Genomic DNA, 25,261 nt, shown 5'->3' with positions numbered 1-25,261 from the left:
TATTATTGTTTAACTCTTAATCTCAAAATACCTCAGCACTGCCTTATAACTATCCTGGGCGCTAAGGCAGGTATCCAGCAGGTATACTTTTATGTGCGGCCATTCCTGCAAGCCCCTGTAATAATAGAGCTTTATGTCTTCGCCAATGATAAATGGCACTATGTTGTTTGCAAGACACTCCTTGAATAAAATTAGCCTGCCTACACGTCCGTTACCGTCCTGGAACGGGTGGATGATTTCAAACCTGTAATGAAAATCAATAATATCTTCAAAAGTCTTCTTTTCAATATTATGGTAAGTAGCAAGTAACTCCTTCATCTTTGAAGCGACCTCTTTTGGCGGACAGGTTTCATTTCCTCCCACTTCGTTAGGTAGTTTTTTATACGCCCCTACATTAAACCAATCCTTCCTGCTATCTGAAGTACCCGATTTTAAAAGATAATGCAGCTCCTTAATAAATGATTCTGTCAGCTTAGCCTTGGCTTTATCAATAATTACATCAATACACCTAAAATGGTTTGTGGTTTCAATGATGTCGTCCACATTCACGCTTTCCGTTGACACACCTATGGTATTCGTTTCAAATATATACCGGGTTTGGTCGTGGGTAAGCCTGCTGCCTTCTATACGATTTGAGTTGTACGTTAGGTCAATTTGGGTACGGTGATAAATCCCCCCCTTCAGCTTCATGTCCCTTTGCTCTTTCAGGTGATTGAGCAACGTATTGTTACTAAATTTTTTCTTATTTACTTTTTCAGGCAAAGCAGCTTCAGCGGGTATATTCCATGTTTTGCCAACAAGGTAAGCCCCTTTAACCTTTCCGGTCGCACAATAATTACGGACTGTCCTTTCGGGAACATTCCATTTTTTTGCAAATTCACTTACCGAAATATAGTCCATAGCTTGTTTACAATTGCCGTTATCGGCAAATATACAACAAAATCAACATCTCTTTTCTTTAAAATCTTGCCGATAACGGCAAAAATAAGACATTTAAATCCTGATACCCGGTGGTAGCATGTCCTTATAGCCCGGATTTTTTTTAAAGAAAGTCACCACCTTAGGGTGTATGGGCATTACGCGCAGGCGTTTTTCTTCTGCTGTTTCCAGTATCTGCTTCAGCATATCGTTTATAACGGTATCGTCTTCGGCACCTTCAGGCTGGTATATCTTGGTTAAAAACAGTTTGCGTTCCTGCACACTGTATTCTATGGCATAAATGTTTCCGTTTACTTCTGCTTCAAACTGGCGGGTAAATACATTATCTTTAACTTCCATGGTTAATTATTGAATTGCATTGGTACTTCTATGATCAATATCTTCGATGGCGCTTTGGTAGTTATCGTTATGGTTTCAAACTCTACAGCACCATAGGCATCACGGGCGTTTACTTCCTGCCCATTGATTTCCAGTTGCCCTTCAAGTAAAAACAGGTACATACCATTCCCTTCCAGATGAATCGGATACTCTATCGTTTGCCCGGCATCAAACACTCCCAGGTGCAACCAAGCCTGCTGATAAATCCACAGGGCGTCGCCATCGTTTTTGTCGTGTGGTGAAACAACATTCACCAGTGAGTTCCTTTTTTCCTCAGGGTCAAAGCCTTTTTGGTCGTAACGCGGTTCTACATCCTGCAATTCGGGAAATATCCATAACTGAAGTGTTTTGGCCTGTTCCGTTTGGCTGGCATTCATTTCGCTGTGGTAAATACCCGTACCGGCACTCATAACCTGTACTTCGCCAAAACGAACGGTAGCCTCGTTCCCCATACTGTCGCGATGGGTAAGCCCGCCTTCCATAGGTATGGTTATAATCTCCATGTTGTCATGTGGGTGGGTACCAAAACCCATACCCGCAGCTATGGTATCGTCATTCAGTACGCGCAGCATACCAAACTGTACCATTTCGGGATTGTAGTAGTTACCAAACGAAAAAGAAAAATTAGCCTGGAGCCAGCCATGATTGGCGGTACCCCTCTGGTTCTTAGGGAAAAGTCGTGTCCTCATAGAAAATTTACAGATAAATTAAATCAGGCCGCAGTTGCTTTGGCGCAAAAACTTTAATTTTATACAAATTTCGGAATAAATTTTGATAATAGCCCGTTAAGCGGCGTTAAAACTCAATATGGAGAAAATACCCGTATATTATATGCCAGGGCTGGCTGCAAGCCCAGCAATCTTTGAGAATATAAAGCTGCCCGAAGACCGGTACGAATGCTACTACCTGGAATGGCTGCTGCCCGAAACGCCTGACGAACCCTTAGTCCACTATGCTGAGCGCATTTGCAAAGGTATAAAGCACGAAAACCCGGTGCTGATAGGTGTATCATTCGGGGGGATTATAGTTCAGGAAATTGCAAAGATTGTAAAGGCGCGTAAGGTGGTTATTATATCGAGTGTACGGAGCAATACGGAGTTTCCTAAACGGATGCACTTTGCAAAACGTACGCGTGCCTACCGTTTTTTCCCTACGGGGTTAATGCAGAAAATAGGCTGGCTGGCACGTGTATTTACGGGAAACAATGCCATAACGAAGCGGCTAAGCCTTTACGACAAATTTATGTCGGTACGGGATAAGAAATACCTGGATTGGGCGTTTAAAACGATAATAAACTGGGATTGTACCGAACCCGATATGAACGTGGTACACATACACGGTGATGCAGACGAGGTATTTCCTCCGAAGTTTTTAAAAAGCTTTATCCCTGTTAAAGACGGTACCCATGTAATGATACTTACCAAAGGGAAATGGCTTACGGAGCATTTGCCCGAATTGATAGAAAAACAGATAACCTAATATAACGAGCGAGGAATTATGGAATGGATTAAAAATACAGGTATTGCGGCATCATTAGTGCTGCTGGGCGGCGTAGCGGTAAATACTACCTACAACAAGAAACAGGATAGCGTAAGCGCTATTGCAGAGAATAAACGTGCTTTTCCGAGCCAGATTGACTTTGCAGGAGAGCAGGCACCACTGAATATTAGTGATGTAAAGGAAAGACTGGACAGGGAACTGCTGGTTAATGCAAACCTTGACGCTACTACCCTACTGATTATAAAACGTGCCAACAGGGCTTTCCCTGTAGTAGAACCAATACTGAAACAATATGGCGTGCCTGACGACTTTAAGTACCTGGCCGTGATAGAGAGCGGACTGGTAAACGCAGTTTCGCCTGCGGGTGCGCGCGGTGTATGGCAGTTTATGCCTGAGACCGGAAAACAATATGGCCTTGAAATAAACGAACTGGTAGATGAGCGTTATCATTTAGCCAAGAGTACCGAAGCTGCCTGCAAGTACCTGCTTTGGGCCAAGTCGAAATTTGGGTCGTGGACACTGGCAGCGGCATCATACAATGCAGGCGTGGCGGGTGTAAACAAGCAAATGACTTTTCAGGGTGTAGAAAGCTATTATGACCTGATGCTGAATGACGAAACCAGCCGCTACGTATTCCGTATACTGGCACTGAAAGAGATAATGCAGCACCCGGCACAATACGGCTTTAGCCTTACCCCTACAGAACTTTACAACCTTATACCTACCAAACAGGTACCGGTAACAGCATCTGTAACCGATCTTTCTGTTTGGGCTAAGGAGCAGGGTATTAACTATAAAATACTAAAAATACACAACCCATGGCTGCGCGACCGCAAGCTCGATGTCGCTGCCGGAAAGCAGTACACACTGGAAATCCCGCTTTCGGGGTATTAAAAATATTGTGCATTTCGTACCCGCGTTAGCCATATGAAATGCACAGTATTATTGAAATATTAAATCATCCTTTTCTACGCAGACATTAAAAGAAAAGGGTTAGTTTTACAACCAACGAATCACAATTATTAACCAATGAAAAAAATCATTTTTACTGCAGCAATACTTGCCGCTATGTGCTTTAGTGCCAATGCCCAAAAAATAAAACTTGGGGTAAAAGCAGGGCTTAACATTTCCCAATTTACCGGTGATGTTTTAGAAAACAACTTTACACCCGGAGTAAACGCAGGATTTGTAGCAGAATTTAAACTTACCAATTGGTTTTCACTTCAGCCTGAATTGCTTTATAACCGCCAGGGAAACAAAACCATAATTAACGAATATTATGGCACGGAAGTTTCTCACGAAAAATACTTTGATAAGCTTGATTATATTTCATTACCCGTACTGGCAAAGTTTTATATCTATAAGGGACTAAGTATTGAAGCAGGCCCACAAATAGCATATCTTACAGGAGCCAAGAGAAAAGTGGAATATAGTGGATATTATGGTGACGGATCATTAGAAACACCCGTAAATTCTGAGTTTGAAAAAGCAGACATAGGGTTTGTTAGCGGGATTGCTTACGACCTTCCTATGGGCCTATTTTTTCAGGCACGTTATATAAGCGGTATTTTAGATATTAGCGCGACACCGGATATCATGCTTAACAACGAAACAATAGCATTTTCAGCAGGGTATAAATTTTAAAATAAATATTCAATAAACAATAAACAAAAAACTCAGGCAATGCCTGAGTTTTTTTATGCTAACACCGGTTCGTTTACAAAATCAAAACGTACCAGTCCGTCTTCGTCTATTTTGGTAAGTGTTACCTCGTGCAGGGTATTTACCAGTTCCGGATTCCACGGCGCTTTTACCTTCACATAGTTTTCTGTAAAGCCATGAATGTAGCCTTCCTTGTTTTCGCCTTCAAATAACACAGTACGCGTAGTACCTATTTGGCTTTCGTAAAACGCACGGCGCTTTTTAACCGAAAGCCCACGAAGCATTTTACTGCGTTTGGCACGTACATTTGCAGGCACCGCCCCTTCCATTTCGGCAGCAGGCGTATTATCGCGCTCACTGTACGTAAACACGTGCAGGTAGCTTATTTCAAGTTCGTTTAAGAAATTATATGTTTCCAGGAAATGCTCGTCGGTTTCGCCAGGGAATCCTACAATAACATCTACCCCTATACAGGCATGCGGCATTACCTCACGGATTTTAGCCACACGCTCGGTATACACATTGCGCAGATAACGGCGACGCATCAGCTTAAGAATATCATCGCTACCACTTTGCAGCGGTATATGAAAATGCGGTACAAAAGTACGGCTTTGGCTCACGAACTCTATGGTTTCGTTACGCAGCAGGTTAGGCTCTATAGATGAGATACGCAAACGCTCTATTCCTTCTACCTTATCCAGTTCCTGTACCAGTTCGTAAAAAGTATGCTCGTGTTTTTTATTACCGAACTCACCTTTACCATAATCACCTATGTTCACCCCGGTAAGTACTATTTCCTTAATGTTTTGTGCAGAGATTTCGGCTGCGTTTTTCAATACATTTTCTAAAGTATCACTGCGTGAAATACCACGTGCCAATGGAATGGTACAGTAGGTACACTTGTAGTCACAACCATCCTGAACTTTCAGGAAAGCACGGGTACGGTCGCCTATAGAGTAGCTTCCCACATAAAAATCGGCCTCGGCAATTTCGCACGAGTGCACCTCACCCATATCGTTTTTGCTCAGATCGTTTATGTAGTCGGTAATTTTAAATTTTTCGGTAGCGCCAAGTACAAGGTCTACGCCATCTACAGCGGCAAGTTCTTCCGGCTTCAGCTGGGCATAGCAGCCCACGGCAGCAATAAAGGCTTTATCATTAGTCTTCAGGGCCTTCTTTACAATCTGCTTAAACTGTTTATCGGCATTATCTGTAACCGAACACGTGTTGATTACATAAATATCGGCAGGATCTTCAAAATCCACCCTGTCAAAACCATCTTCAGCAAAACTGCGTGCAATAGTACTGGTTTCAGAGAAATTCAGTTTGCAACCCAGCGTGTAAAAAGCGACTTTTTTCCTGTTTTCCATAATCATTAGCCCTAAAGCCTTATAAATAAGGGCGCAAAGGTACAAACAAAAGTTGAGTTATAAAACTTTGCCCGATTAAACCCTTAAGGCATTTTATTGCACTTATTTAACCAAATGTGCAGCTATCCACTCCCTGATTGAATCAATGGTATGTTTACCTTCGGTCACCTCAATTACAAACCTATATTTTTCTTCCTGAGATGCCATTATATCCTGCCCTTCCTTTAACAAAAACATACGCATCATTACATAACCTGTGCGTTTATTTCCATCTATAAATGGGGTTAATAAGAATACTTTCGAGAACAGCTGCGGCTTTATCAACTGCGGCTGGATATAAGTCTTCACCTCCGAAGGTAGCAAAAGGACGATTCAGTGCAGCATCGAGTCCGTTCATGTCGCGAACACCCTGCGAACCACCAAATTTATCTATTAATACAGCATGTGCCTGTAGTACTTGCTGCAGTGTCATTGCGCCAGTTTATGTAAAAGCTCACTATCTTCTTCTATTATCTTTCTTAGGTTTTCAGAAAAAAGCACATCTTCTTTTTTAGCAACCGCAACACCTTTAAGATACTCAAGCACACTACTAAGAGTATCTTCAGGAATGGTATCCAGTACCTTTTCTATTTCCAGTTTTATTTCTGCCGTACTCATAATCAACGTTCTTATTACAAAGCTACAAATTCCATCGCTACATTAAGCAATTATTACATTGCTCCATTAACCAAAAGCCCTTGTTTCAAGATTTGCATCTTTATTCTCCAGCACAGAGGCCTCTTTGGTAAGAAACTCGTCTACATTACGGGCACACTCACGTCCTTCGCTTATGGCCCACACTACAAGGCTCTGCCCGCGGCGCATATCGCCACAAGAGAACATTTTGTTGTGTGAGGTCTTATACGTAACCTCATTTGCTAATACATTACCTTTGGCGTCTTTGGCCAGGTTATAGCGGTCTAAAAGTAATTGTTCAGGTTTAGAGAAACCTATGGCTATCAGAGCAATGTCACAAGGAAGTATGCGCTCTGAACCCGGATTTTCTACCGAACGTAAACGACGACCGTCCGGGGTAAACTCCCAATGCAGGTCGGCTACCTTAATGCCAGTAAGATTCCCGTTTTCATCGCCAATGAACTCTTTGGTAGCGGTAGCAAACAAACGCTCGCACCCCTCCTCCTGAGATGACGATGTTCTGTACACATCCGGGTAATCAGGCCAAGGCGTGTACGGCGGACGCTCAGTCCCCAGTTGGTGCATCAGTGCCAACTGCGTAACACTCTTTGCCCCCTGGCGGATGCTGGTACCTATGCAGTCGCTGCCTGTATCGCCACTACCTATAATAACTACGTGTTTGTCTTTGGCAATAATATCAAAATCAACAATATTACTTTCTATGCCGGCACCTGCCAATGGGTCTTTGCCTGCCACACGCTTATTTTGCTGTTTCAGGTATTCCATGGCATAATGCACCCCGTTCAGCTCCCTGCCCGGAACCTCAACATCACGTGGAATCATAGCGCCACCAGCAAGTACCAGTGCATCAAACTCGTGCAGTATATCCGACAGGAACACATTTACTCCTACATTGGCGTGGTACTGAAACTGCACACCGCTTTGCTCCATAAGGGCGATACGGCGGTCTATTATACTCTTTTCCAGTTTAAAATCCGGGATACCGTAGCGTAGTAATCCTCCTGCGGCATCATCTTTCTCAAACACGGTAACACTGTGGCCTACCGCATTCAGTTGGTCTGCCGCAGCAAGCCCTGCCGGGCCACTACCCACAATAGCTACACGTTTTCCGGTACGGTTTTCGGGCAAAAAGGGTTTTACAAAGCCTTTTTCAAAAGCAATTTCGATAATATGCTTTTCAATAGCCTCAATAGCCACAGCCGGACGGTTAATATTAAGCACACAAGACGACTCACAAGGAGCAGGGCAAATCCTTCCGGTAAATTCCGGGAAGTTATTGGTACTGCTCAATATCTCGTAGGCTTCCTCCCATTTTTCATGGAATACCGCGTCGTTAAACTCCGGTATTACGTTGCCCAGCGGACAGCCGCTATGGCAAAACGGTACACCACAATCCATACACCGTGCCGACTGCTGTTGCAGTTTTTCATCAGTATAGGGCTTGGTAAATTCTTTATAATGTGTAATGCGCTGCTCTACAGGTTCTCCCTGAGGCAGTTCGCGCTCGTATAGTTTAAATCCTGTTATTTTTTCCTGCTTCATTTTTTGTCAATTTAGCGACGTTCTCAACCTGCAAGGTTTTATTTTCCCACCCCGGCTTTCAGCCACCCCTCCGAAGGAGGGGAATACCACTCTGCTTGTCCAGCGCTTCAATTCCCCTCCTTCGGAGGGGCGCCCGTAGGGCGGGGTGGTCAACCATTTATTTTAACACCTACAAGGTTATTGAGACCTTGCAGGAGCACCACTTCTTAATACTTGATACTTTGTACTTACCACCTTAAAACTACTTCACCTTTGCGGCTTCAGCCTGCTTTTGCAGCGCCTTTTTGTACTCTTTAGGGAATACTTTTACAAAGCTGCCCACCTGGTTATCAAAATCTTTCAGTATAAAGTTGGCCGTAGCACTGTTAGTATACTCATAGTGTTTTTGCAGCAATCCGTGCAGTTCTTCCTTATCGGCATCGTTGCACTGTTCCAGGTCTATCATTTCGGGGTTGCAACGCTCGGCAAAATCCTTATGAATGTCATAGATGTACGCAATACCACCGCTCATACCCGCCCCGAAGTTGCGGCCTATTTTACCCAGTACTACTACACGCCCACCGGTCATATACTCGCAACCGTGGTCACCAATACCTTCTACAACCACCGTAGCACCCGAGTTCCGTACTGCAAAACGCTCACCGGCACGTCCGTAGATATACGCCTCGCCACTGGTAGCGCCATACAGCACCACATTACCTGCCACGCTATTAGCTTCTGGTTTAAAGCCTGCATTGGCCGGAGGGCAAATAATCAGCTTACCGCCACTTAGGCCTTTGCCTACATAGTCGTTAGAATCGCCCTCTATACGCAGGGTAAGCCCTTTGGCAGCAAATGCTCCAAAGCTCTGCCCTGCTGCACCGTAAAACTTGAAGTTTATGGTATCATCGGGTAATCCTGCGCTTTTGTACACTTTGCTAATCTCGTTACTCAGCAGCGTACCTACCGCACGGTTTATATTCCGTATGTTGAATTCTGCCTCCACTTTTTCGCCTTTGGTAAGCGCGGGTTGGGCTTTTTCAAGCAATTGCCAGTCGAGTATACCATCAAGACCGTGATCCTGCTCTTCGGTTTTGTAAAGGCTTACATTATCCGGATTCGGTTCTTTATACAGTACCCTGCCCAGGTCGATGTTTTTATGTTTCCAGTATTCAATATCCTCACGTTGTTTCAGGTTATCTACCTGACCTATCATTTCGTCTACAGTACGGAAACCAAGCTCCGCCATGATTTCACGCAATTCTTCGGTAATGAACTTAAACAGGTTCACCACGTGGTCTACTTCGCCGGTAAAACGCTTACGCAATTCCTTATCCTGCGTGGCAACCCCTACAGGGCAACTGTTCAGGTGGCATTTGCGCATTAGTATACAGCCTTCAACTACAAGGGCAGCCGTGGCTACACCCCATTCTTCGGCACCAAGCAGTGCCGCTATGGCTATATCGCGTCCGGTTTTCATTTGCCCATCGACCTGAACGGTAACACGCGGACGCAATTTATTTTTAATAAGGGTTTGGTGGGTTTCGGCAAGGCCAAGTTCCCACGGAAGCCCCGCATGCTTAATAGAACTTATAGGTGAAGCACCGGTACCACCATCAAATCCTGATACCAGCACTACATCGGCCTTAGCCTTTGTAACCCCCGAAGCTATGGTCCCCACACCTGCTTTACTTACCAGCTTCACGCTGATACGCGCGGCACGGTTGGCATTCTTAAGGTCGAAGATAAGTTGTGCCAAATCTTCAATAGAATAAATATCGTGGTGCGGTGGCGGCGATATAAGCCCTACACCCGGCGTAGCATGGCGTGTACGGCCTATCCATTCGTCTACCTTTTCACCCGGAAGCTGACCGCCTTCGCCCGGTTTGGCTCCCTGCGCCATTTTTATTTGCAGTTCATCGGCTTCGGTAAGGTAACGGCTTGTTACGCCAAAACGCCCACTGGCTACCTGCTTAATGCTCGAACGCATACTGGCACCATCGGCAAGCGGCTCGTAGCGGGTTTCGTCTTCCCCACCCTCACCGGTATTGCTGCGGGCTCCTAATTTATTCATGGCTAATGCCAATGTAGTATGCGCCTCCCACGAAATGGAACCAAAACTCATGGCCCCGGTAGAGAAGCGTTTGTAAATATTCTCGGCAGGTTCTACCTCTTCAATAGCAATCGATTTACGTTGTTTATTAAATTCTAACAGGCTACGGAGCGTACAGGCTTTTTCACCCTGCTCGTTTACCAGTCGGCTATATTTCTTAAACAGCTCATAATTATCGGTACGCGTGCTCAGTTGCAGCAGGTGAATGGTCTGCGGGTTAAACAGGTGAAACTCACCCTTACGTTTCCATTGCAGCTCACCACCTACCGGCAGCCTGTCGCTTGGTATTTGTTTATTACTAAATGCGAAGCGGTGTTTTATAAGGGCTTCTTCGGCTATATCATCCAGTTTAAGCCCTTCAATATTGCTTACCGTACCGCTAAAATAGGTATCTACCACCTGGCGGCTGATGCCCAGTATTTCAAATATCTGCGCTCCCTGATAACTCTGGAAGGTAGAAATTCCCATTTTAGAAAATACCTTAAGCAGACCGCCTTTCATGGCATCTATATAATTTTCTTTTAATTCTTCTGCACTAAGATTGGTGTCGGTTTTTCCTTCCTCTACCCTGTCGCGTATGGTAGCAAATGCCATGTATGGGTTAATAGCCGTAGCACCGTAAGCAATAAGGCAGGCGGCATGGTGTACTTCCCAAACGTCGCCGGCTTCGGAAATGATGCCCACCTCCCCACGAATACCCTTACGGATAAGGTGGTGGTGTACCGCTGCTACCAATAATAACGACGGTATGGGTGCATGGCGCGAGTCTATAGCCCTGTCTTGCAGGATAAGCATACGGTAACCGTCTTCTACAGCATCTACCGCATATCGGCATACACGATCCAACGCTTTTTTAAGCGCATCAGGACTTCCATCGGCACGGAAATACCCTTGTATGGTTTTGCTCTGGAACGTTCCGGTATCCATACTGCGGATTTTTTCCAGGTAATGGTTATCCAGTATAGGATGACGCAGTATAATGCTGTGTGCCGCCAATGGGTCTTCTGCCAGAATGTTACCACTGGTTCCGGCAAAACTTGCCAATGACATTACCAGTTTTTCACGAATCGGGTCAATCGGTGGATTGGTTACCTGAGCAAAAAGCTGTTTAAAATAATTGGCTAAATGCTGCGGCTCCTGGCTTAGTACTGCCAGCGGCGTATCAGTACCCATAGAACCCACCGGTTCCTTACCGGTAAGCGCCATAGGCATAATGATGTCCTCTATAGCCTCGGTTGTATACCCGAAGGTTTTTTGGTACTTAAACACCTGATGGTGTGCCAGGGGCGTAAACGTAATACGCGGCTCAGGCACCTTGCTCATGGTAATTTTATATGTCTCAAGCCATTCGCCATACGGCTTTTGGCTGCATATTCCTTTTTTAAGCTTGTCGTTAGTTATCAGTTCGCCTTGTTCCAAGTCTACCACCAGCATTTTGCCAGGGCGCAAACGACCTTTCTTTACCACCTCAGAAGCATGAAGTCCGAGTACTCCCGTTTCAGAAGCCAGTATCATACGGCCATCTTTGGTTATGCTATAGCGTATCGGTCTCAGTCCGTTACGGTCCAGGGTAGCACCTATCATTTTACCATCGCTAAAGCACACGGCAGCCGGGCCATCCCAAGGCTCCATAAGGCATGAGTGGTATTCGTAGAAAGCTTTCTGAACAGGATCCAGTGCTTCATTTTCGTCCCAGGCTTCCGGTATCAGCATCATGAGTACGTGCGGAAGGCTGCGACCACTAAGCATCAGCATCTCCACCATATTATCAAGGCTTGCCGAATCGGATTGCTTACCTGGAACTAACGGCAGCAACATATTAATTTCCTCCTGTGTAAAATGTGGAGAAGCAAAGTTTTTTTCATTCGTACGCAGCCAGTTAAGGTTGCCCTGAAGCGTATTGATTTCGCCGTTGTGCGCTATGTAGCGAAACGGCTGCGCCAATGCCCACGACGGGAACGTATTGGTAGCAAAACGCGAGTGTACCAAGGCATAGGCACTTGTCATGCGCTTGCTTTGCAAATCCGGGAAATAATGGCGTACCTGCTCGCTTGTGAGCTGTCCTTTATATACAATAGTCTGCGACGAAAGTGAAGCTATATAATAGCCCGTTTCGTTTTTACGAATAATCGAATTAATAGTGTGCGACGCATAATTGCGCAGTACAAACAGCTTTCGCTCAAAAGCAATATCCTCGGTAATGTGTTCCGGGCGCTTAATAAACACCTGCTCTATTTCGGGCTCTACACTCAGTGCGGTATCGCCTATCCCATGGCGGTTTACCGGCACCTTACGATAGCCTAAAATATCAAGTCCAAGCTGTTCGGCAGTTTCGGCGAAGATTTCCTTGCAGTCTTCCACTAATCCCTTTGGGAAGAATACCATACCTACACCGTACTGACCTGCTTCGGGTAATTTAATACCCAGTTGTACACACTCGCTTACCAAAAAAGCATGGGGCACCTGAAACGAAATACCCGCTCCGTCGCCCGTGTTGTTCTCACAGCCGCAAGCACCGCGGTGCTCCAGGTTTTCCAGTATGGTAAGCGCATCCGAAATGTGCTGGTGGCTTTTGCGCCCCTTAATACTGGCCACAAATCCTATACCGCAGGCATCATGCTCATGCCGGGGGTCATAGAGCCCTTTGTGTTCATTCTCCATTAAAATATCCATGTCTCCTGTTTGTTACGTAAAATCCGTTTATCTTTATACCCGCGTGGTAAACCGGTGTTAAGAAAACGGGCGGTTAAATTATGAAAAATTTACACAATAAATGTTAAAACAAGACAGCATAACAAGCCCTACAACCGAAAACACCTTATAAAACGCAATCAATTTTGCCTTAGGGTAAAGAAAATTTAATAATAAAATCACAAATAGCACCTAATCGTTACATTATTAATTATTGATGGGCAATTTTTTGAAATATCTATATATCGGAGCAATTTTGTTAATCTTTTTTTCATGCTCTGATAAGACAAAAACCAATCAGGACAAACAAGTATTTCGATATAACGAAAACGCCGCAGTAAACTCGCTGGATCCTGCATTTGCCAAAATACGCCCCAGTATATGGGTATGCAACCAGCTTTTTAACGGACTGGTACAACTGGACGACAGCCTGCGCGTGCAGCCCGATATAGCCAAATCGTGGACGATTTCGCCCGACGGAAAAACCTATACGTTTACCCTGCGAAACGATGTATACTTCCACAAGAATGCCATTTTCGGGAAAGACAGTACCCGTACCGTAAATGCGCGCGACTTTGCATACAGCCTGAACCGCCTGCGCGATGAAAAAGTGGCCTCACCCGGCGGGTGGATATTGCAAAGCGTTGAAGACTTTAAAGCTGTAAACGACTGTATTTTTGAAATAAAACTAAACAAAACCTTCCCTGCCTTCCTGGGGCTGCTTACCATGAAGTACGCTTCGGTAGTGCCGCACGAAGCTTTTGAAAAACAAGGTTACGATTTCCGTTCGAATCCCATAGGTACCGGGCCGTTCCGGTTTAAATTATGGGAGGAAAATGTAAAGCTGGTGCTCCGCAAAAACCCGCTGTACTACGAGCACGATGAAAAAGGTGTGCAGTTACCATACATGGAAGCCGTAGCAATTACCTTTTTACCTGATAAGCAAAGCGGTTTCCTGCAATTTGTACAAGGCAAGCTGGACTTTGTATCGGGGCTGGATCCCAGCTATAAGGATGAGATACTTACCCCTAAAGGCGAACTGCAACCAAAATACAAGGATAAGGTAACCATGATTACCGGCCCTTACCTAAATACCGAGTATATGGGCTTTAGGATGGATGGCGACAATGCAGCCCTGAAAGATAAAAGGCTGAGGCAGGCGCTTAACTATGGCTTTGACAAAGAAAAGATGATAAAGTACCTGCGAAACGGCATGGGTACAGGAGCATCGCACGGAATAATTCCTACCGGGCTAGGTGGATATGGTGCCAAAGGTTACGAATATGACCCACAAAGAGCCCGCGAACTGGTAGCAGAATACAAAAAAGCTACCGGCGATAACAATCCAAAAATACAAATGAGCACTACCGCCAGTTATGCCGACCTGGGTGAATATGCCCAACGCGAGTGGCAAAAAATAGGACTTACGGTAGAAGTGGATATTAACCCTCCTACTACCCTTACACAAAGTATTGCTACTGGTAAAGCTCCTTTCTTTAAGGCAACCTGGATAGCCGACTACCCCGATGCAGAGAACTACCTGAGCCTGTTTTACAGTAAAAACTTTGCGCCGGGCGGGCCAAACTATACGCACTTCAGCAGCCCGAAATTTGATGCGCTGTACGAAGCCGCTTTCCTGGAAACGGATGATACAAAGCGCTTTGAGCTGTACCGCCAAATGGATGAACTTGTAATGGAAGAAGCCCCTATTATTCCGTTGTTTTATGACAAGGCATCGCGCTTTACACAAAAAAACGTAACAGGATTAGGCATTAACCCACTAAACCTACTGGTATTAAAACGAGTGAAAAAACTGTAAGTTGTGGATGCAAAATCATTACAGGTAAAAGAATGGGTAAATGAGTATGGCGATGCGCTGTATTCATGGGCGTACTATAAAACCCATGATAGGGAAACAGCCGAAGACCTGGTTCAGGAAACCTACATCTCTGCATTTAACAGCTACGAGAATTACAATGGCAGCAGTAGCCCCAAGACCTGGCTTTTTACCATACTAAACAATAAAATTATTGATTACTACCGCAAGAAAGCAAGGGAGGAAAATTTGTTTTCGCGAGAAAACAATGCCTGGATAAACGCAAGCGACGACCTGTTTGATGAAAAAGACCACTGGAAAAAAGGCGAATATGCCACCGGTAGTGACAACTGGCTTGACAACCCCGACTTTAATAACATACTGGCCCTTTGCATAAAAAAGTTGCCCGAAAACTGGAGTCTTATAATACAGGCAAAATATATACTGGATAAGGACAGTAAAGAAATATGTAAGGAACTGAATATTTCTACGTCTAATTACTGGCAGGTAACACACAGGGCCAAATTGCTGTTGAAAAAATGTATAGAACTAAACTGGATACGATAGAAAATGATTACGACGCTGAAAATATCCTGTAAAAAAGCCACCGGCCTGATTGATAAAAGGCAATTAGTTTCGCTTACCGTAAGTGAAACCATACAACTGCGCATACACACTACCATCTGCTCCATTTGCCGCCGCTATGAAAAGCAAAGTGCATGGATAGAACAGGCCGTAAAACACCTTCAAGAGCAAAAACCGAAAGACCTAAAACTCTCGGAAACAGCCAGAAACACTATCCTTGAAAAAATAATTGAAAAAAAATAGATTTTTTTTGTCAGGTAGGAAAGTTTTAAACGTATATACATTCAAATAACGTTTAATAAAAACTTTTAACCATGAAAAATTTAAAGAAATCTTCACTGTTAACCGGTACACTTGTAGCCGGTGCCCTATTTGCTACAACTGCCGATGCAACAGCAAAAACTTCGTTAGACTTTAACACACTTGGAACAGGGTCGCAGCTGCGTGCACGCCTTATGACTGATGGTTTTACAAGCAACCTTGTAAATGCTGAAAATGCGCTTAAAACCATAGAAGGTGCATGCGGAGAGAAAAAAGCCGACACAAAAACCGAAGCCAAAGCCAAAGACGCAAAATGCGGCGAAGGAAAATGTGGTGAGGGAAAATGCGGTGACAGCAAAGACAAAAAAACTGAAAAGAAAGCCGCCAAAAAAACTTCGAAAAAAGCTGCCAAAAAAACCGCTGAGGCTAAATCTACTGAAGCCAGCTGCGGAGAAAAAAAAGCATCTAACTAAGTAAAAAAGCATTTTGAGCCGGCAGCATATAACTGCCGGCTTACTACTAAAAAACAACAGTTATGGTAGGCATAGGATACAGGAAAGATTTTGCAGAGGAATTTGCAAACAGCAATGCACTTGCTCCGTCGTTTGTGGAAGTAGCACCTGAGAACTGGATAAATGTGGGCGGATATTACAAAAAAATGTTTCGGAAGGTATTAGAAAAATACCCGCTGTATACCCATGGGCTTTCGCTATCACTGGGTAGTCCGGAACCGCTGGACCTAAGCTTCCTTAAACAGGTAAAGGAGTTTCTTAACGAAACGGGCGCCGTGCTGTATTCTGAACACCTTAGTTTCAGCAAATGCGACAACGCACATTTGTTTGACCTGCTGCCCATACCCTTTACGGAAGATGCCATAAAACATGTTTCAAAAAAAATAAGGCAGGCGCAGGATATACTGGAAAGAAAAATAGCAATAGAAATTGTGAGTTACTACACACCCGTAGCTCCCGAACTTACCGAAGCAGCATTTATAAACGGTGTCCTTTCGGAATCAGGATGCAACCTGTTACTGGATGTAAACAATGTTTATGTAAACGGCTTTAACCATAAATACAATCCTGAAGTTTTTTTACGTCAGCTCGATCTTTCAAACGTAAGCTACATCCACATGGCCGGGCACACACAGGTAAGCCCTGACTTGATTATCGATACCCATGGCGAGGAGATCATTGACCCGGTATATAATCTTTTTGAATACACAATGGAGTTATTAGGTCGCGATGTACCTGTTTTATTAGAACGCGACTTTAACATCCCCGAGCTTGGCTTGCTCCAGCAGGAGTTGCACAACCTGCAACAGATAAAAAACAAAAGTATAAAACGTGCTGTGCCATGCTAAAAGATACTACTCATACTAATATGTCGCTGCTGGCGGAGTATTGCCGTACGGGCGACTATGAAGCCATTACAGGTGTAAACCATGAAAACGTACACCATTACAGACGATTGGTTTTTAACAACGTGCTGGACAGCATTACGGCAGCATACCCACTGGCAAGAAAACTACTAAAAAGAAAAAAATGGGAGCAACTTGTTCAGCGTTTTTTTGCATCGCATAAAGTGCAGCATCCACAGATATGGATGATGCCCGAGGAATTTAAAGACTATGTAATTCAAACCGAAAAAGAACTGACAGACCGTTTTTTTTGCCTACCGGATTTGCTGGAACTGGAATGGCAGGAAGTAGCCGTTTTTATGATGCCTGATGCGGCACTTCCGTCAAACAGGGTAACAGGATATTATTACCTGAATCCCGAAATCAGGCTGCTAAGAACAGAATATCCGCTACACCTAAAAAAAGCATCCATGATTTCTACTGAAGATAAAGGCGTATACTTTGTATCGTTACACCGTCATCCCGAAACCGGTGCTGTGCATTTTACCAATTTATCCATACCCTTTGTGGCAGTATTAGAGCAGATGGATGAACAACCACTTACAAAAGAAAACATTACAGCAATACTCAGCACCTATACCGATACTGAAACAGCACTATTTGCTACTGACAATTTTATAGAACAATCGGTACACAATCACCTAATCTTTATATAACATGAAAAAACTTATTGATTTAAACCGGTGGGCAGCCGAAAAGCTGCTTACCCTGAAAGAAGCGCCCTTATTTTTCATCAGGCTGGTTTTGGCCTATGGCTTTATGAACCCTGCATTGATGAAAATAAAAAACATAAATGATATAGCCGAATGGTTTAGCGGAATGGACATACCATTCCCTCTGATTAATGCATACCTGGCGGCATATACTGAACTTGTAGGATTTATTTTCCTGGCATTAGGGTTTGCCACCCGGATAATAACCGTTCCCTTACTATTTGTAATGCTTGTAGCCATAAAAACCGTACACTGGGAAAATGGTTTTGAAGCGGGTAACAACGGCTATGAAATACCGCTATATTACATTTTAATGCTTTTTACACTGCTGGTATATGGCCCAGGCAAATGGAGCCTTGATTATTTAATAAGCAAAAAAGCCGCATAAACTGCGGCACTTTCTATCTCTTTGTACGTTTACTTTTTCGGTAATCCCAGGGTGGTGTAGGGTTATTATCTGCCCACAAGCCCAGGCGCTGTTCTCGTGCCTGTTGCTCGTATTCATCAAGCTGAGGATTTTGGCTGTATTGTTTGTAGTGCCATGCAAAACCTGCCTTAACCAGTTCCTCATTTACATTGGTACCGTCTTCGGTGGTAATCTTACCTACAATACGCCCATAACGGTCTCGACCGGTATTTACCACGGTTACGGTTTTACCAAAACAAAGATCTGATGCAAATTGTTTTGCACGCATCCCGAAAGCCTGCTTCTTTTCGGGGCAGTCTATCTCAGCAAGGCGCACACGCTCGGGTATGCTATCATACAACACCTCAAAGGTATCGCCGTCTTTTATGCCTATAACTTTTCCGGTAAAGGTAGAAAGCTCGCGCAGCTCTTTCGGCTTTGCTGTTTTCTTCTCTTTAGTTTCCTTATATGGCTTTTGCCCGTACGGATAGGGCGCTTTATCGTCGTTGCCTTTGCTAAGCCTGCCCAGGTTAAACACCAGCAGAATTATAGCAATACCAATGGTAACTAAACCAAGTCCAGTTTTTTTATTATTCCGCTTTGCCATTGCTTACAGTTTGCGCAGCATTTCGGTTTGCTCGTATACTTCGCGCAGTATGGCGGCATCTTCTTCGGTAAAAGTTACATGGCGGCGTGCCATAACTTCCTCAGCTGTCTGGAATGCTTTTTCCAGCTGGTACGTTACCATACCGGCAGCGCCACCCCAAGAATAACTCGGTATAAAATTACGCGGGTAGCCACCCCCAAAAATATTAGCGCATACCCCTACTACAGTACCGGTATTAAACATGGTATTGATACCGCTCTTACTATGGTCGCCCATAAAAAGCCCGCAAAACTGAAGTCCGGTTTTTACAAAACTGTTTTTCTCATAGCTCCATAGTTTTACTTCGTCGTAGTTGTTTTTCAGGTTTGAGTTGTTAGTATCGGCACCCAGGTTACACCACTCACCTAATACAGAGTTGCCCAAAAAACCGTCATGCCCCTTGTTACTGTAGCCAAACATAACCGAATTACTCACCTCACCCCCTACACGGCACTCCGGCCCCACAGTAGTAGCTCCATAAATTTTGGCACCCATTTTTACCACCGCGCCTTCGCATAGTGCAAACGGCCCGCGTATAATAGAGCCTTCCATAATTTCGGTATTCTTGCCTATGTATATAGGCCCGGTAGAAGCGTTAAGGGTTACATACTCCAGTTTGGCACCTTCCTCTATAAAAATATTATGGGGTGCTATGGTATTTACACTGGCCGGTATGTCCTGCGACTCGCGGCCTTCGGTAAGCATTTCAAAATCTTCGCGCAGGGCTGCATCGTTCTTTTTAAAGATGTCCCATACGTGCTCTATTTTTAAAACGTCGTCTGAAATTTCCAGTATCTCATAACTATCAAAATCTACTTCATCCTGGGTATCATTGGCATAAAAAGCCACAACCTCATCAGCACAAAATATAGCCTGATTAGGCTCTAAAGAGCGTACCATTTCGGCAAGTACCTCATTTGGCAGATAGGCGCTGTTTATAAGCACATTCTCTTCCATTTCTACCATAGGATATTTTTCACCAAGGTACTCTTCGGTAACAGTTGTGGTGGTGTACCCTAAAACCCTTTCCCACTTTTCGCGAATGGTAAGTATGCCTACACGAATATCGGCTACAGGGCGGGTAAAGGTAAATGGCAGCAGGGCATTGCGTACAGGCCCGTCAAAAAGTATGTAGTTCATTTCTGGTTCAGGTTTAAGTTTCAAAGGTAGGGAAAAGTTTGTTAGCTAATAAGTTTCTTAGCCACTGGGCAAAATCGCTTAGTGGCTAAGAAACCCTGCTAAACCAACTCTTTAAAATATTGTAGCAGTATATGGTCGTTTTCACGCATTGGGGTAAAAATTTCCAGTATTTTAGGTTTGCCCGTAAGGTCATAGAAACCATTAAGGCCAGTATTTAATGAAGCCTCATCGGTTGCAGTGATGTAATCAAACCCAAACATACGTGCCAAATGTTCGGCAGTATGGTGGTGTGTGGTTTCAAAGAAGGTATTAAACACGGCATTTTCGGTATGCCCCGGTAAAATACGGAAAATACCGCCACCTGCATTGTTTATGAGTATCACCCTGAAGCTTTCGGGTACATAGCTGTTCCAAAAGGCATTGCTGTCATACAAAAAGCTAATATCTCCGGTAAGTAATACGGTTTGTTTGCCACTGGCTACAGCTGCACCTACAGCAGTACTGCTGCTGCCGTCTATACCACTGGTGCCGCGGTTACAAAACACCTCTACCCCGGCGTGTATATCAAACAGCTGTGCATAACGAATAGCCGAACTGTTACTTATTTGTAACTGGCTACCCACAGGCAATGTAGGCAGCAGGGAGCCAAATACCTTATGATCTGAAAATGGTATTTTTTCCTGGTAAATATCGTGCTTAACCTTACGGTACGCTTTCAGCGATAGGGCTGTTTCTTTATAGGTACCCGTTCCCGGAGTAACAAGAGGCAAAAACGCCCCGAAGAACTCACTTGGGGTTACGGTAAAATGTTTTGTAAGTGCACTATAGGTATCATAAGCCCTTAACGGGTCTACGTGCCAGTGGTGCTGTGGCTTGTATTTGCGTAGCCATGCCTTTACCCTTTTACTCACCACCATACCACCAAAGGTAAGCAGCACATCGGGTTTCCAGGCTTCAAAATCATCTGCTGTAAACGGGGTTATTATGGTATCTATACTGTTCAGGAAACTATCGTGGTGCAGGTTGCTGGTTGTTTCGGTCATTACCACAACTGTAGGGTCTGTAGCAAGGTAATTTATAATCTCAGCATCTATGGTGCCGGGCTCATTTACCCCTACAAGGACCAACTTTTTAGCCGCTGTATTCCAAATTGCAGCATTCTCCGGCACTTCATCAAGCTGGTATACCGGTGGCGAAATAAGCTGTACATCTACCTGTACTGTAGGCATATTAGTAGTTTCATATAAAGGCTCTTCAAACGGGGCATTTATATGCACCGGACCTTTGTCATAGCGTGCTACTGCAATGGCTTTGTTTATAAGGGCATCATTTTCGGGAGATGCATCTTCCTCTAAATTAGCGCTAAGTAATATATGGTTTGCATACACATTTTCCTGGCGTATGGTTTGTCCGTCGCCAATGTCTATCTTGCTTTTAGGCCTGTCGGCAGAAATAACAATAAGAGGAATCTGGCTGTAAAAAGCCTCAGAAACCGCCGGGTAGTAGTTAAGCAATGCCGACCCCGATGTACACACCAGTGCCACAGGCTTTTTTAGCTGCTGTGCCAGTCCCAGCCCAAAAAAGGCAGCGCTGCGCTCATCAGCTATACTATAACAGTTGAACTCAGGATTACTGGCAAAGCCAATGGTAAGGGGAGCATTTCGCGACCCCGGGGAAATTACAATATCAGTAACCCCTTTAGCCAGGCATATTTGTATAATGCTCTGCGCCAGGGGTATTTTTGGGTAAATCATAGTACGCCCCCTACCCCCAAAGGGGGAATTTCTAACAATACCTTATAAAAGGCATGAGTGAGAATGCCCCCTTTGGGGGTTGGGGGCCTTATATGTTACTTATTAATCCAGTTTACAATTTCGGCATCTGTAGGCAGTGTCCTTGGGCTTACTACCTTTTCCAGTTCGCCTCTTTCGTTAATAAGGTATTTCTGGAAATTCCATTCTACCTCGCTATCCTGCAGGCCGTTTTTAGACTTTTCGGTAAGGAAATGATATACCGGAGCCATGTCCTTGCCCTTAACCGATATTTTTTCCATCATAGGGAAGGTAACCCCGTAATTCTGCTCGCAAAACGTAGCAATTTCCAGATTAGTACCCGGCTCCTGGCCTGCAAAGTTGTTTGCCGGGAAGCCTACAATAACAAGCCCTTTATCCTTATATTTTTCGTATAAAGCCTCAAGCTCTTTGTACTGCGGGGTAAGGCCACACTTAGAGGCCGTATTTACTATAATTACTTTTTTGCCTTTCAGGGAGGCAAAGTCGAAGGCATTACCATACAGGTCTGTTACCTTAAACTGGTATATAGTTTGTTTTTCCATAGGGGTTTGCGTTGTGTTTGCGGCTTTTTTCTTAGATTGAGCCATTGCCGGGGCTGTGCAGCTTAAAAGCAGCCCACAGGCTATGAAAAGCATTTTTTTCATGTGAAATAATTTGAGATAAAATTACAGAAATTTCTACTTTTACTACTATTAATTAGCATTAAAAAAGCCTATGCACTTTTTTGGCACCATACTCTCTTTCCTTAAAAACAAAGAATACCGCGAACTGCTTTATACAACGGCAGTTATACTGGCTATAGGCACGGTAGGGTATCACTTTATAGAGGGCTGGCGCTACCTTGACGCACTATACTTTAGCATAGTAACTTTAACCACTATAGGACTGGGCGATATGGCACCTGTAACAGACACCGGGAAAATTTTTACAATACTGTATATTATAATGGGTGTAGGTGTAATTCTCCATTTTATAAACACTCTACAAAATCACTATAAGAATACCCGACGTAGTTCTAAAAAAGACAAAGACCCTGACATAACTGACAGGGCCTGATATTTCTTTGCATTAATCCAGCTCTTCAAAATCTATATACTCCCCCACTACAGGCTTGTCTTTAGGTTTTTCCTGCTGTTGTTGATGCTGTTGTTGCTGATACTGCTGCTGGGTATATTGCTGATTTCTTTGTTCTTCGTAATTCCTGCGCTGGTTTTCCATATCCTGCTGTGCCTTACGTACTACCTGCTGTGCCATGGCAGGTAAAAATAGCCTCATTAAAAACTTGGCTATATAATAAATGACCATTATAGTAAATATAGCTTTTACCAAGCCGGTGAATGATGCTGTTTCCATTATCATAAAGTTTTTGTAAAAGTACGCATTAAGCCGTTTAAAAATGGGCTATACGCCTTAAAATAATAATAAATTATACTACATTTGAAAATCGTAACATTGCTAAATCAATAAACGAGCCAAAGACAATGACCTTTAAAACACAACTCATTTTTACTGCCCTTTTGGCACTTGGCTTACAGGCTAACGCACAATATACTGACGAAATTAACTCAAACCGCCCCGGCCAGTCGCAATCGGCCTTCGCCGTGGGTAAATCAGTTTTTCAGGTAGAAACAGGCGTAAACGGCGTGTATGAAAAACACAATATACTAAATAATACTGCCAAAGGTGTTACTACAGACCTGGCCCTGCGCTACGGCGCTTTTGACGAAAGCCTGGAGTTTATGGCAGATATGCAATATCGATTCGATTTGTATGAAGATGCCATATACAGCTACAACCGTAACGACTTTAGTAAGTTTGTATTGGGTGCAAAATACCTAGCTTACGATCCGGATAAAAACTATAACCCAAAACCAGACCTAAAAAGCTGGTGGGCTAACCGCCGTTTTAAATGGCGCACCCTAATACCTGCCGTAGCGGTGTATGGCGGTGTACACGTAATGAGCAAAGGCCCTTTTACCTTTCCTGAAGATAAAACCAGTTTTAAGGGTATGGTAATACTGCAACACCATTTTGGACGATGGGTATGGGTAAACAATATTATTTTTGACAAGGTAGGTACCACCTACCCCAGCACTAACTGGATAACCACTTTTACACACGGGCTTAGCAAAAGAGCATCGGGATTCCTTGAATTCCAGGCTATAAAAAGCGACTATTATGCCGATGCGATAGCCCGTGTGGGAGGCACATACCTGATACACGAAGACCTTCAGGTAGACGCCTCTATAAGCGGCAACTTTAAAGACACACCCTCTGTACTGTATGGAGGTGTGGGACTTTCATGGAGGTTTGATGCCGACTATAAAGATATACTTATAGGCGGCAAAGGCGACCGTGAAGACGAGTTAAAAGCCGAACAGGAAAAACAGAAAAAGGAACAGGAAAAACATAAGAAAGACCGTAAAGCAGCCCGCGAAGCCCGAAAAAAAGAACTTGAGCAGCCTATGGGGCCTGCAGAACCATAACAATACACATGATAACGATAAAAGAAGCCGTTACCAAAAAAGAGATAAAGGAATTTATTAAGTTTTCGTTTACGCTATACAAAGACAATCCTTACTGGATACCGCCATTGGTCAGCGACGAACTGGAAACGTTTGACAAAGAAACAAACCCCGCCTTTGACACTGCCGAAGCCCGGTTTTTTATGGCGTATAAAAACGGGGTTGCTGTAGGCAAAATAGCCGCTATAATTAACTGGCAGGAAGTAAAAGAGCAAGGCAAAAGCAAAATGCGTTTTGGCTGGCTGGACATGATAGACGACATAGAGGTAACCAAAGCCCTACTGGAAAAGGTTGCCGAAATAGGCCGCAAAAACAACCTGGAACACATGGAAGGCCCACTGGGTTTTAGCAACCTGGACAAAGCTGGTTTTCTTACCCTGGGCTACGACCAAATAGGCACTGCCATAAGCTGGTACAATCATCCTTATTATATAGACCATTTATTACAACTGGGCTTTATAAAGGAAAAAGAATACATAGAAGGTTATTTCCCTATAGAAAACATAGACGGCCCTACCCTGCAACGCGGCAGCGAAATGGTACAAAAGCGCTACGGAGTGCGCGCACTAAGCTTTACATCATCTAACGATATTATGCCGTATGTAGATGAAATGTTTGATGTGTTTAATGCTGCTTATGCCAAACTGGCATCGTTTGTAGCGGTAACCGACAAACAGAAAGCCTACTTTAAAAAGAAATATATAGGACTGATAAATCCCGGACTGATAAAGTTTGTACTGAACGAGGAAGGAAAAATGGTAGCTTTTAGCATTATGATGCCTGATTTTGCTCCGGCATTAAAAAAAGCTAACGGTTCGTTATTGCCTTTCGGGTGGTATCATTTGCTTAAAGCCAAAAACAAGATGGAAGCCGTAGCATTTTACCTTATAGGCATTTTACCGGAATACCAAAACAAGGGTATCCATGCCATATTGTTTTCAGAAAATTATAAAGCCATTTCTAAACTGGGCGTAAAACGCTGCATACGTACCCCGGAGCTCGACGAGAATAATGCAGTACACAACCTGTTTAAATCATTTGACTCGGTAATCCACAAAAGAAGGTGTACGTATATAAAAAACCTTTGAG

27 protein-coding genes are annotated in these 25,261 nt (G+C 43.9%); 13 read left to right on the top strand and 14 right to left on the bottom strand.

Annotation, left to right across the window (positions count from 1 at the left end):
- Positions 1-9: 9 nt before the first annotated feature.
- The 3 genes from ACLI1A_RS06605 to ACLI1A_RS06595 all read right to left on the bottom strand — a co-directional run bounded on the left by ACLI1A_RS06605 (position 10) and on the right by ACLI1A_RS06595 (position 2,006).
- Complete coding sequence (locus ACLI1A_RS06605) at positions 10-900, bottom strand: Fic family protein (protein ID WP_411407370.1); 891 nt, start codon at positions 898-900, stop codon at positions 10-12.
- Positions 901-993: 93 nt separating this feature from the next.
- Positions 994-1,278 carry a GNAT family N-acetyltransferase gene (locus ACLI1A_RS06600; protein WP_411407368.1) on the bottom strand — a complete coding sequence of 95 codons (285 nt, stop codon included), beginning with the start codon at positions 1,276-1,278 and terminating at the stop codon, positions 994-996.
- Between the two features lie 2 nt (positions 1,279-1,280).
- Positions 1,281-2,006, bottom strand: a complete 726-nt coding sequence (locus tag ACLI1A_RS06595; protein WP_411407366.1) for a pirin family protein — start codon at positions 2,004-2,006, stop codon at positions 1,281-1,283.
- Between the two features lie 118 nt (positions 2,007-2,124).
- Here ACLI1A_RS06595 and ACLI1A_RS06590 point away from each other — a divergent pair, with 118 nt between their 5' ends.
- The 3 genes from ACLI1A_RS06590 to ACLI1A_RS06580 all read left to right on the top strand — a co-directional run bounded on the left by ACLI1A_RS06590 (position 2,125) and on the right by ACLI1A_RS06580 (position 4,461).
- Positions 2,125-2,796 (top strand): alpha/beta hydrolase, encoded by a 672-nt coding sequence (locus ACLI1A_RS06590; protein WP_411407364.1) that lies wholly within the window; start codon positions 2,125-2,127, stop codon positions 2,794-2,796.
- An 18-nt stretch (positions 2,797-2,814) separates the two neighbouring features.
- Positions 2,815-3,711 carry a lytic transglycosylase domain-containing protein gene (locus tag ACLI1A_RS06585; protein ID WP_411407362.1) on the top strand — a complete coding sequence of 299 codons (897 nt, stop codon included), beginning with the start codon at positions 2,815-2,817 and terminating at the stop codon, positions 3,709-3,711.
- A gap of 135 nt (positions 3,712-3,846) precedes the next feature.
- Positions 3,847-4,461 carry a porin family protein gene (locus ACLI1A_RS06580; RefSeq protein ID WP_411407360.1) on the top strand — a complete coding sequence of 205 codons (615 nt, stop codon included), beginning with the start codon at positions 3,847-3,849 and terminating at the stop codon, positions 4,459-4,461.
- Positions 4,462-4,514: 53 nt separating this feature from the next.
- Here ACLI1A_RS06580 and mtaB read toward each other — a convergent pair whose 3' ends face one another.
- From mtaB to gltB, 6 genes are all read right to left on the bottom strand, one after another.
- Positions 4,515-5,849, bottom strand: a complete 1,335-nt coding sequence (mtaB, locus tag ACLI1A_RS06575; protein ID WP_411407358.1) for a tRNA (N(6)-L-threonylcarbamoyladenosine(37)-C(2))-methylthiotransferase MtaB — start codon at positions 5,847-5,849, stop codon at positions 4,515-4,517.
- Between the two features lie 102 nt (positions 5,850-5,951).
- Positions 5,952-6,095, bottom strand: coding sequence for a hypothetical protein (locus ACLI1A_RS06570; RefSeq protein WP_411407356.1), 144 nt, complete (start codon positions 6,093-6,095; stop codon positions 5,952-5,954).
- A 16-nt stretch (positions 6,096-6,111) separates the two neighbouring features.
- Positions 6,112-6,321: a Fic family protein gene (locus tag ACLI1A_RS06565; protein ID WP_411407354.1), complete on the bottom strand. Its 210-nt coding sequence runs from the start codon at positions 6,319-6,321 to the stop codon at positions 6,112-6,114.
- Complete coding sequence (locus tag ACLI1A_RS06560; protein WP_411407352.1) at positions 6,318-6,506, bottom strand: hypothetical protein; 189 nt, start codon at positions 6,504-6,506, stop codon at positions 6,318-6,320. Before ACLI1A_RS06560 ends, ACLI1A_RS06565 begins: the two co-directional genes overlap by 4 nt.
- 66 nt (positions 6,507-6,572) lie before the next feature.
- Positions 6,573-8,087 carry a glutamate synthase subunit beta gene (locus ACLI1A_RS06555; protein ID WP_411407350.1) on the bottom strand — a complete coding sequence of 505 codons (1,515 nt, stop codon included), beginning with the start codon at positions 8,085-8,087 and terminating at the stop codon, positions 6,573-6,575.
- A 241-nt stretch (positions 8,088-8,328) separates the two neighbouring features.
- A complete protein-coding gene (gltB, locus tag ACLI1A_RS06550) occupies positions 8,329-12,852 on the bottom strand; it encodes a glutamate synthase large subunit (RefSeq protein WP_411407348.1) in 4,524 nt (1,507 codons plus the stop codon).
- 235 nt (positions 12,853-13,087) lie between these two features.
- Between gltB and ACLI1A_RS06545 the strand changes: the two genes are divergently transcribed.
- The 7 genes from ACLI1A_RS06545 (at position 13,088) to ACLI1A_RS06515 (ending at position 18,050) form a co-directional block, all read left to right on the top strand.
- Positions 13,088-14,689 carry an ABC transporter substrate-binding protein gene (locus ACLI1A_RS06545; protein WP_411407346.1) on the top strand — a complete coding sequence of 534 codons (1,602 nt, stop codon included), beginning with the start codon at positions 13,088-13,090 and terminating at the stop codon, positions 14,687-14,689.
- Positions 14,690-14,692: 3 nt separating this feature from the next.
- Positions 14,693-15,253, top strand: coding sequence for a sigma-70 family RNA polymerase sigma factor (locus ACLI1A_RS06540; RefSeq protein ID WP_411407344.1), 561 nt, complete (start codon positions 14,693-14,695; stop codon positions 15,251-15,253).
- A 3-nt stretch (positions 15,254-15,256) separates the two neighbouring features.
- Positions 15,257-15,514, top strand: a complete 258-nt coding sequence (locus tag ACLI1A_RS06535) for a hypothetical protein (RefSeq protein ID WP_411407342.1) — start codon at positions 15,257-15,259, stop codon at positions 15,512-15,514.
- Positions 15,515-15,585: 71 nt separating this feature from the next.
- Positions 15,586-16,005 (top strand): hypothetical protein, encoded by a 420-nt coding sequence (locus ACLI1A_RS06530; RefSeq protein ID WP_411407340.1) that lies wholly within the window; start codon positions 15,586-15,588, stop codon positions 16,003-16,005.
- 62 nt (positions 16,006-16,067) lie between these two features.
- On the top strand, positions 16,068-16,892 hold the full coding sequence (locus tag ACLI1A_RS06525; RefSeq protein WP_411407338.1) for a DUF692 domain-containing protein: 825 nt from the start codon (positions 16,068-16,070) through the stop codon (positions 16,890-16,892).
- A complete protein-coding gene (locus tag ACLI1A_RS06520) occupies positions 16,886-17,605 on the top strand; it encodes a DUF2063 domain-containing protein (RefSeq protein ID WP_411407336.1) in 720 nt (239 codons plus the stop codon). Before ACLI1A_RS06525 ends, ACLI1A_RS06520 begins: the two co-directional genes overlap by 7 nt.
- A 1-nt stretch (position 17,606) precedes the next feature.
- Complete coding sequence (locus ACLI1A_RS06515) at positions 17,607-18,050, top strand: DoxX family protein (protein WP_411407334.1); 444 nt, start codon at positions 17,607-17,609, stop codon at positions 18,048-18,050.
- 13 nt (positions 18,051-18,063) lie between these two features.
- On the opposite strand, the gene ACLI1A_RS06510 is transcribed toward ACLI1A_RS06515, so the two are convergent.
- From ACLI1A_RS06510 to ACLI1A_RS06495, 4 genes are all read right to left on the bottom strand, one after another.
- Complete coding sequence (locus ACLI1A_RS06510) at positions 18,064-18,675, bottom strand: thermonuclease family protein (protein ID WP_411407332.1); 612 nt, start codon at positions 18,673-18,675, stop codon at positions 18,064-18,066.
- 3 nt (positions 18,676-18,678) lie between these two features.
- Positions 18,679-19,854: a GlmU family protein gene (locus ACLI1A_RS06505; protein ID WP_411407330.1), complete on the bottom strand. Its 1,176-nt coding sequence runs from the start codon at positions 19,852-19,854 to the stop codon at positions 18,679-18,681.
- A 98-nt stretch (positions 19,855-19,952) separates the two neighbouring features.
- Entirely contained in the window at positions 19,953-21,608 is a 1,656-nt protein-coding gene (gene menD, locus ACLI1A_RS06500; protein ID WP_411407328.1) for a 2-succinyl-5-enolpyruvyl-6-hydroxy-3-cyclohexene-1-carboxylic-acid synthase, read from the bottom strand.
- A 95-nt stretch (positions 21,609-21,703) separates the two neighbouring features.
- Positions 21,704-22,291 carry a glutathione peroxidase gene (locus tag ACLI1A_RS06495; protein WP_411407326.1) on the bottom strand — a complete coding sequence of 196 codons (588 nt, stop codon included), beginning with the start codon at positions 22,289-22,291 and terminating at the stop codon, positions 21,704-21,706.
- Between the two features lie 70 nt (positions 22,292-22,361).
- Between ACLI1A_RS06495 and ACLI1A_RS06490 the strand changes: the two genes are divergently transcribed.
- Complete coding sequence (locus ACLI1A_RS06490; RefSeq protein ID WP_411407324.1) at positions 22,362-22,703, top strand: potassium channel family protein; 342 nt, start codon at positions 22,362-22,364, stop codon at positions 22,701-22,703.
- Positions 22,704-22,715: 12 nt separating this feature from the next.
- On the opposite strand, the gene ACLI1A_RS06485 is transcribed toward ACLI1A_RS06490, so the two are convergent.
- Positions 22,716-23,000: a DUF4834 family protein gene (locus ACLI1A_RS06485; RefSeq protein ID WP_411407322.1), complete on the bottom strand. Its 285-nt coding sequence runs from the start codon at positions 22,998-23,000 to the stop codon at positions 22,716-22,718.
- A gap of 128 nt (positions 23,001-23,128) precedes the next feature.
- On the opposite strand from ACLI1A_RS06485, the gene ACLI1A_RS06480 reads away from it, so the two are divergent.
- A complete protein-coding gene (locus ACLI1A_RS06480) occupies positions 23,129-24,133 on the top strand; it encodes a transporter (RefSeq protein ID WP_411407320.1) in 1,005 nt (334 codons plus the stop codon).
- An 8-nt stretch (positions 24,134-24,141) separates the two neighbouring features.
- Entirely contained in the window at positions 24,142-25,260 is a 1,119-nt protein-coding gene (locus ACLI1A_RS06475) for a GTP cyclohydrolase (RefSeq protein ID WP_411407318.1), read from the top strand.
- Position 25,261: the final 1 nt, after the last annotated feature.

Origin of the sequence: Flavobacterium sp. RHBU_3 (assembly GCF_046613565.1) — a bacterium.
In the GTDB taxonomy this organism is placed as follows: Bacteria; Bacteroidota; Bacteroidia; order Flavobacteriales; family Flavobacteriaceae; genus Flavobacterium.
The sequence above is the reverse complement of the archived record's forward strand: the minus strand, read 5'-3'. Positions and strand labels throughout refer to the sequence as shown.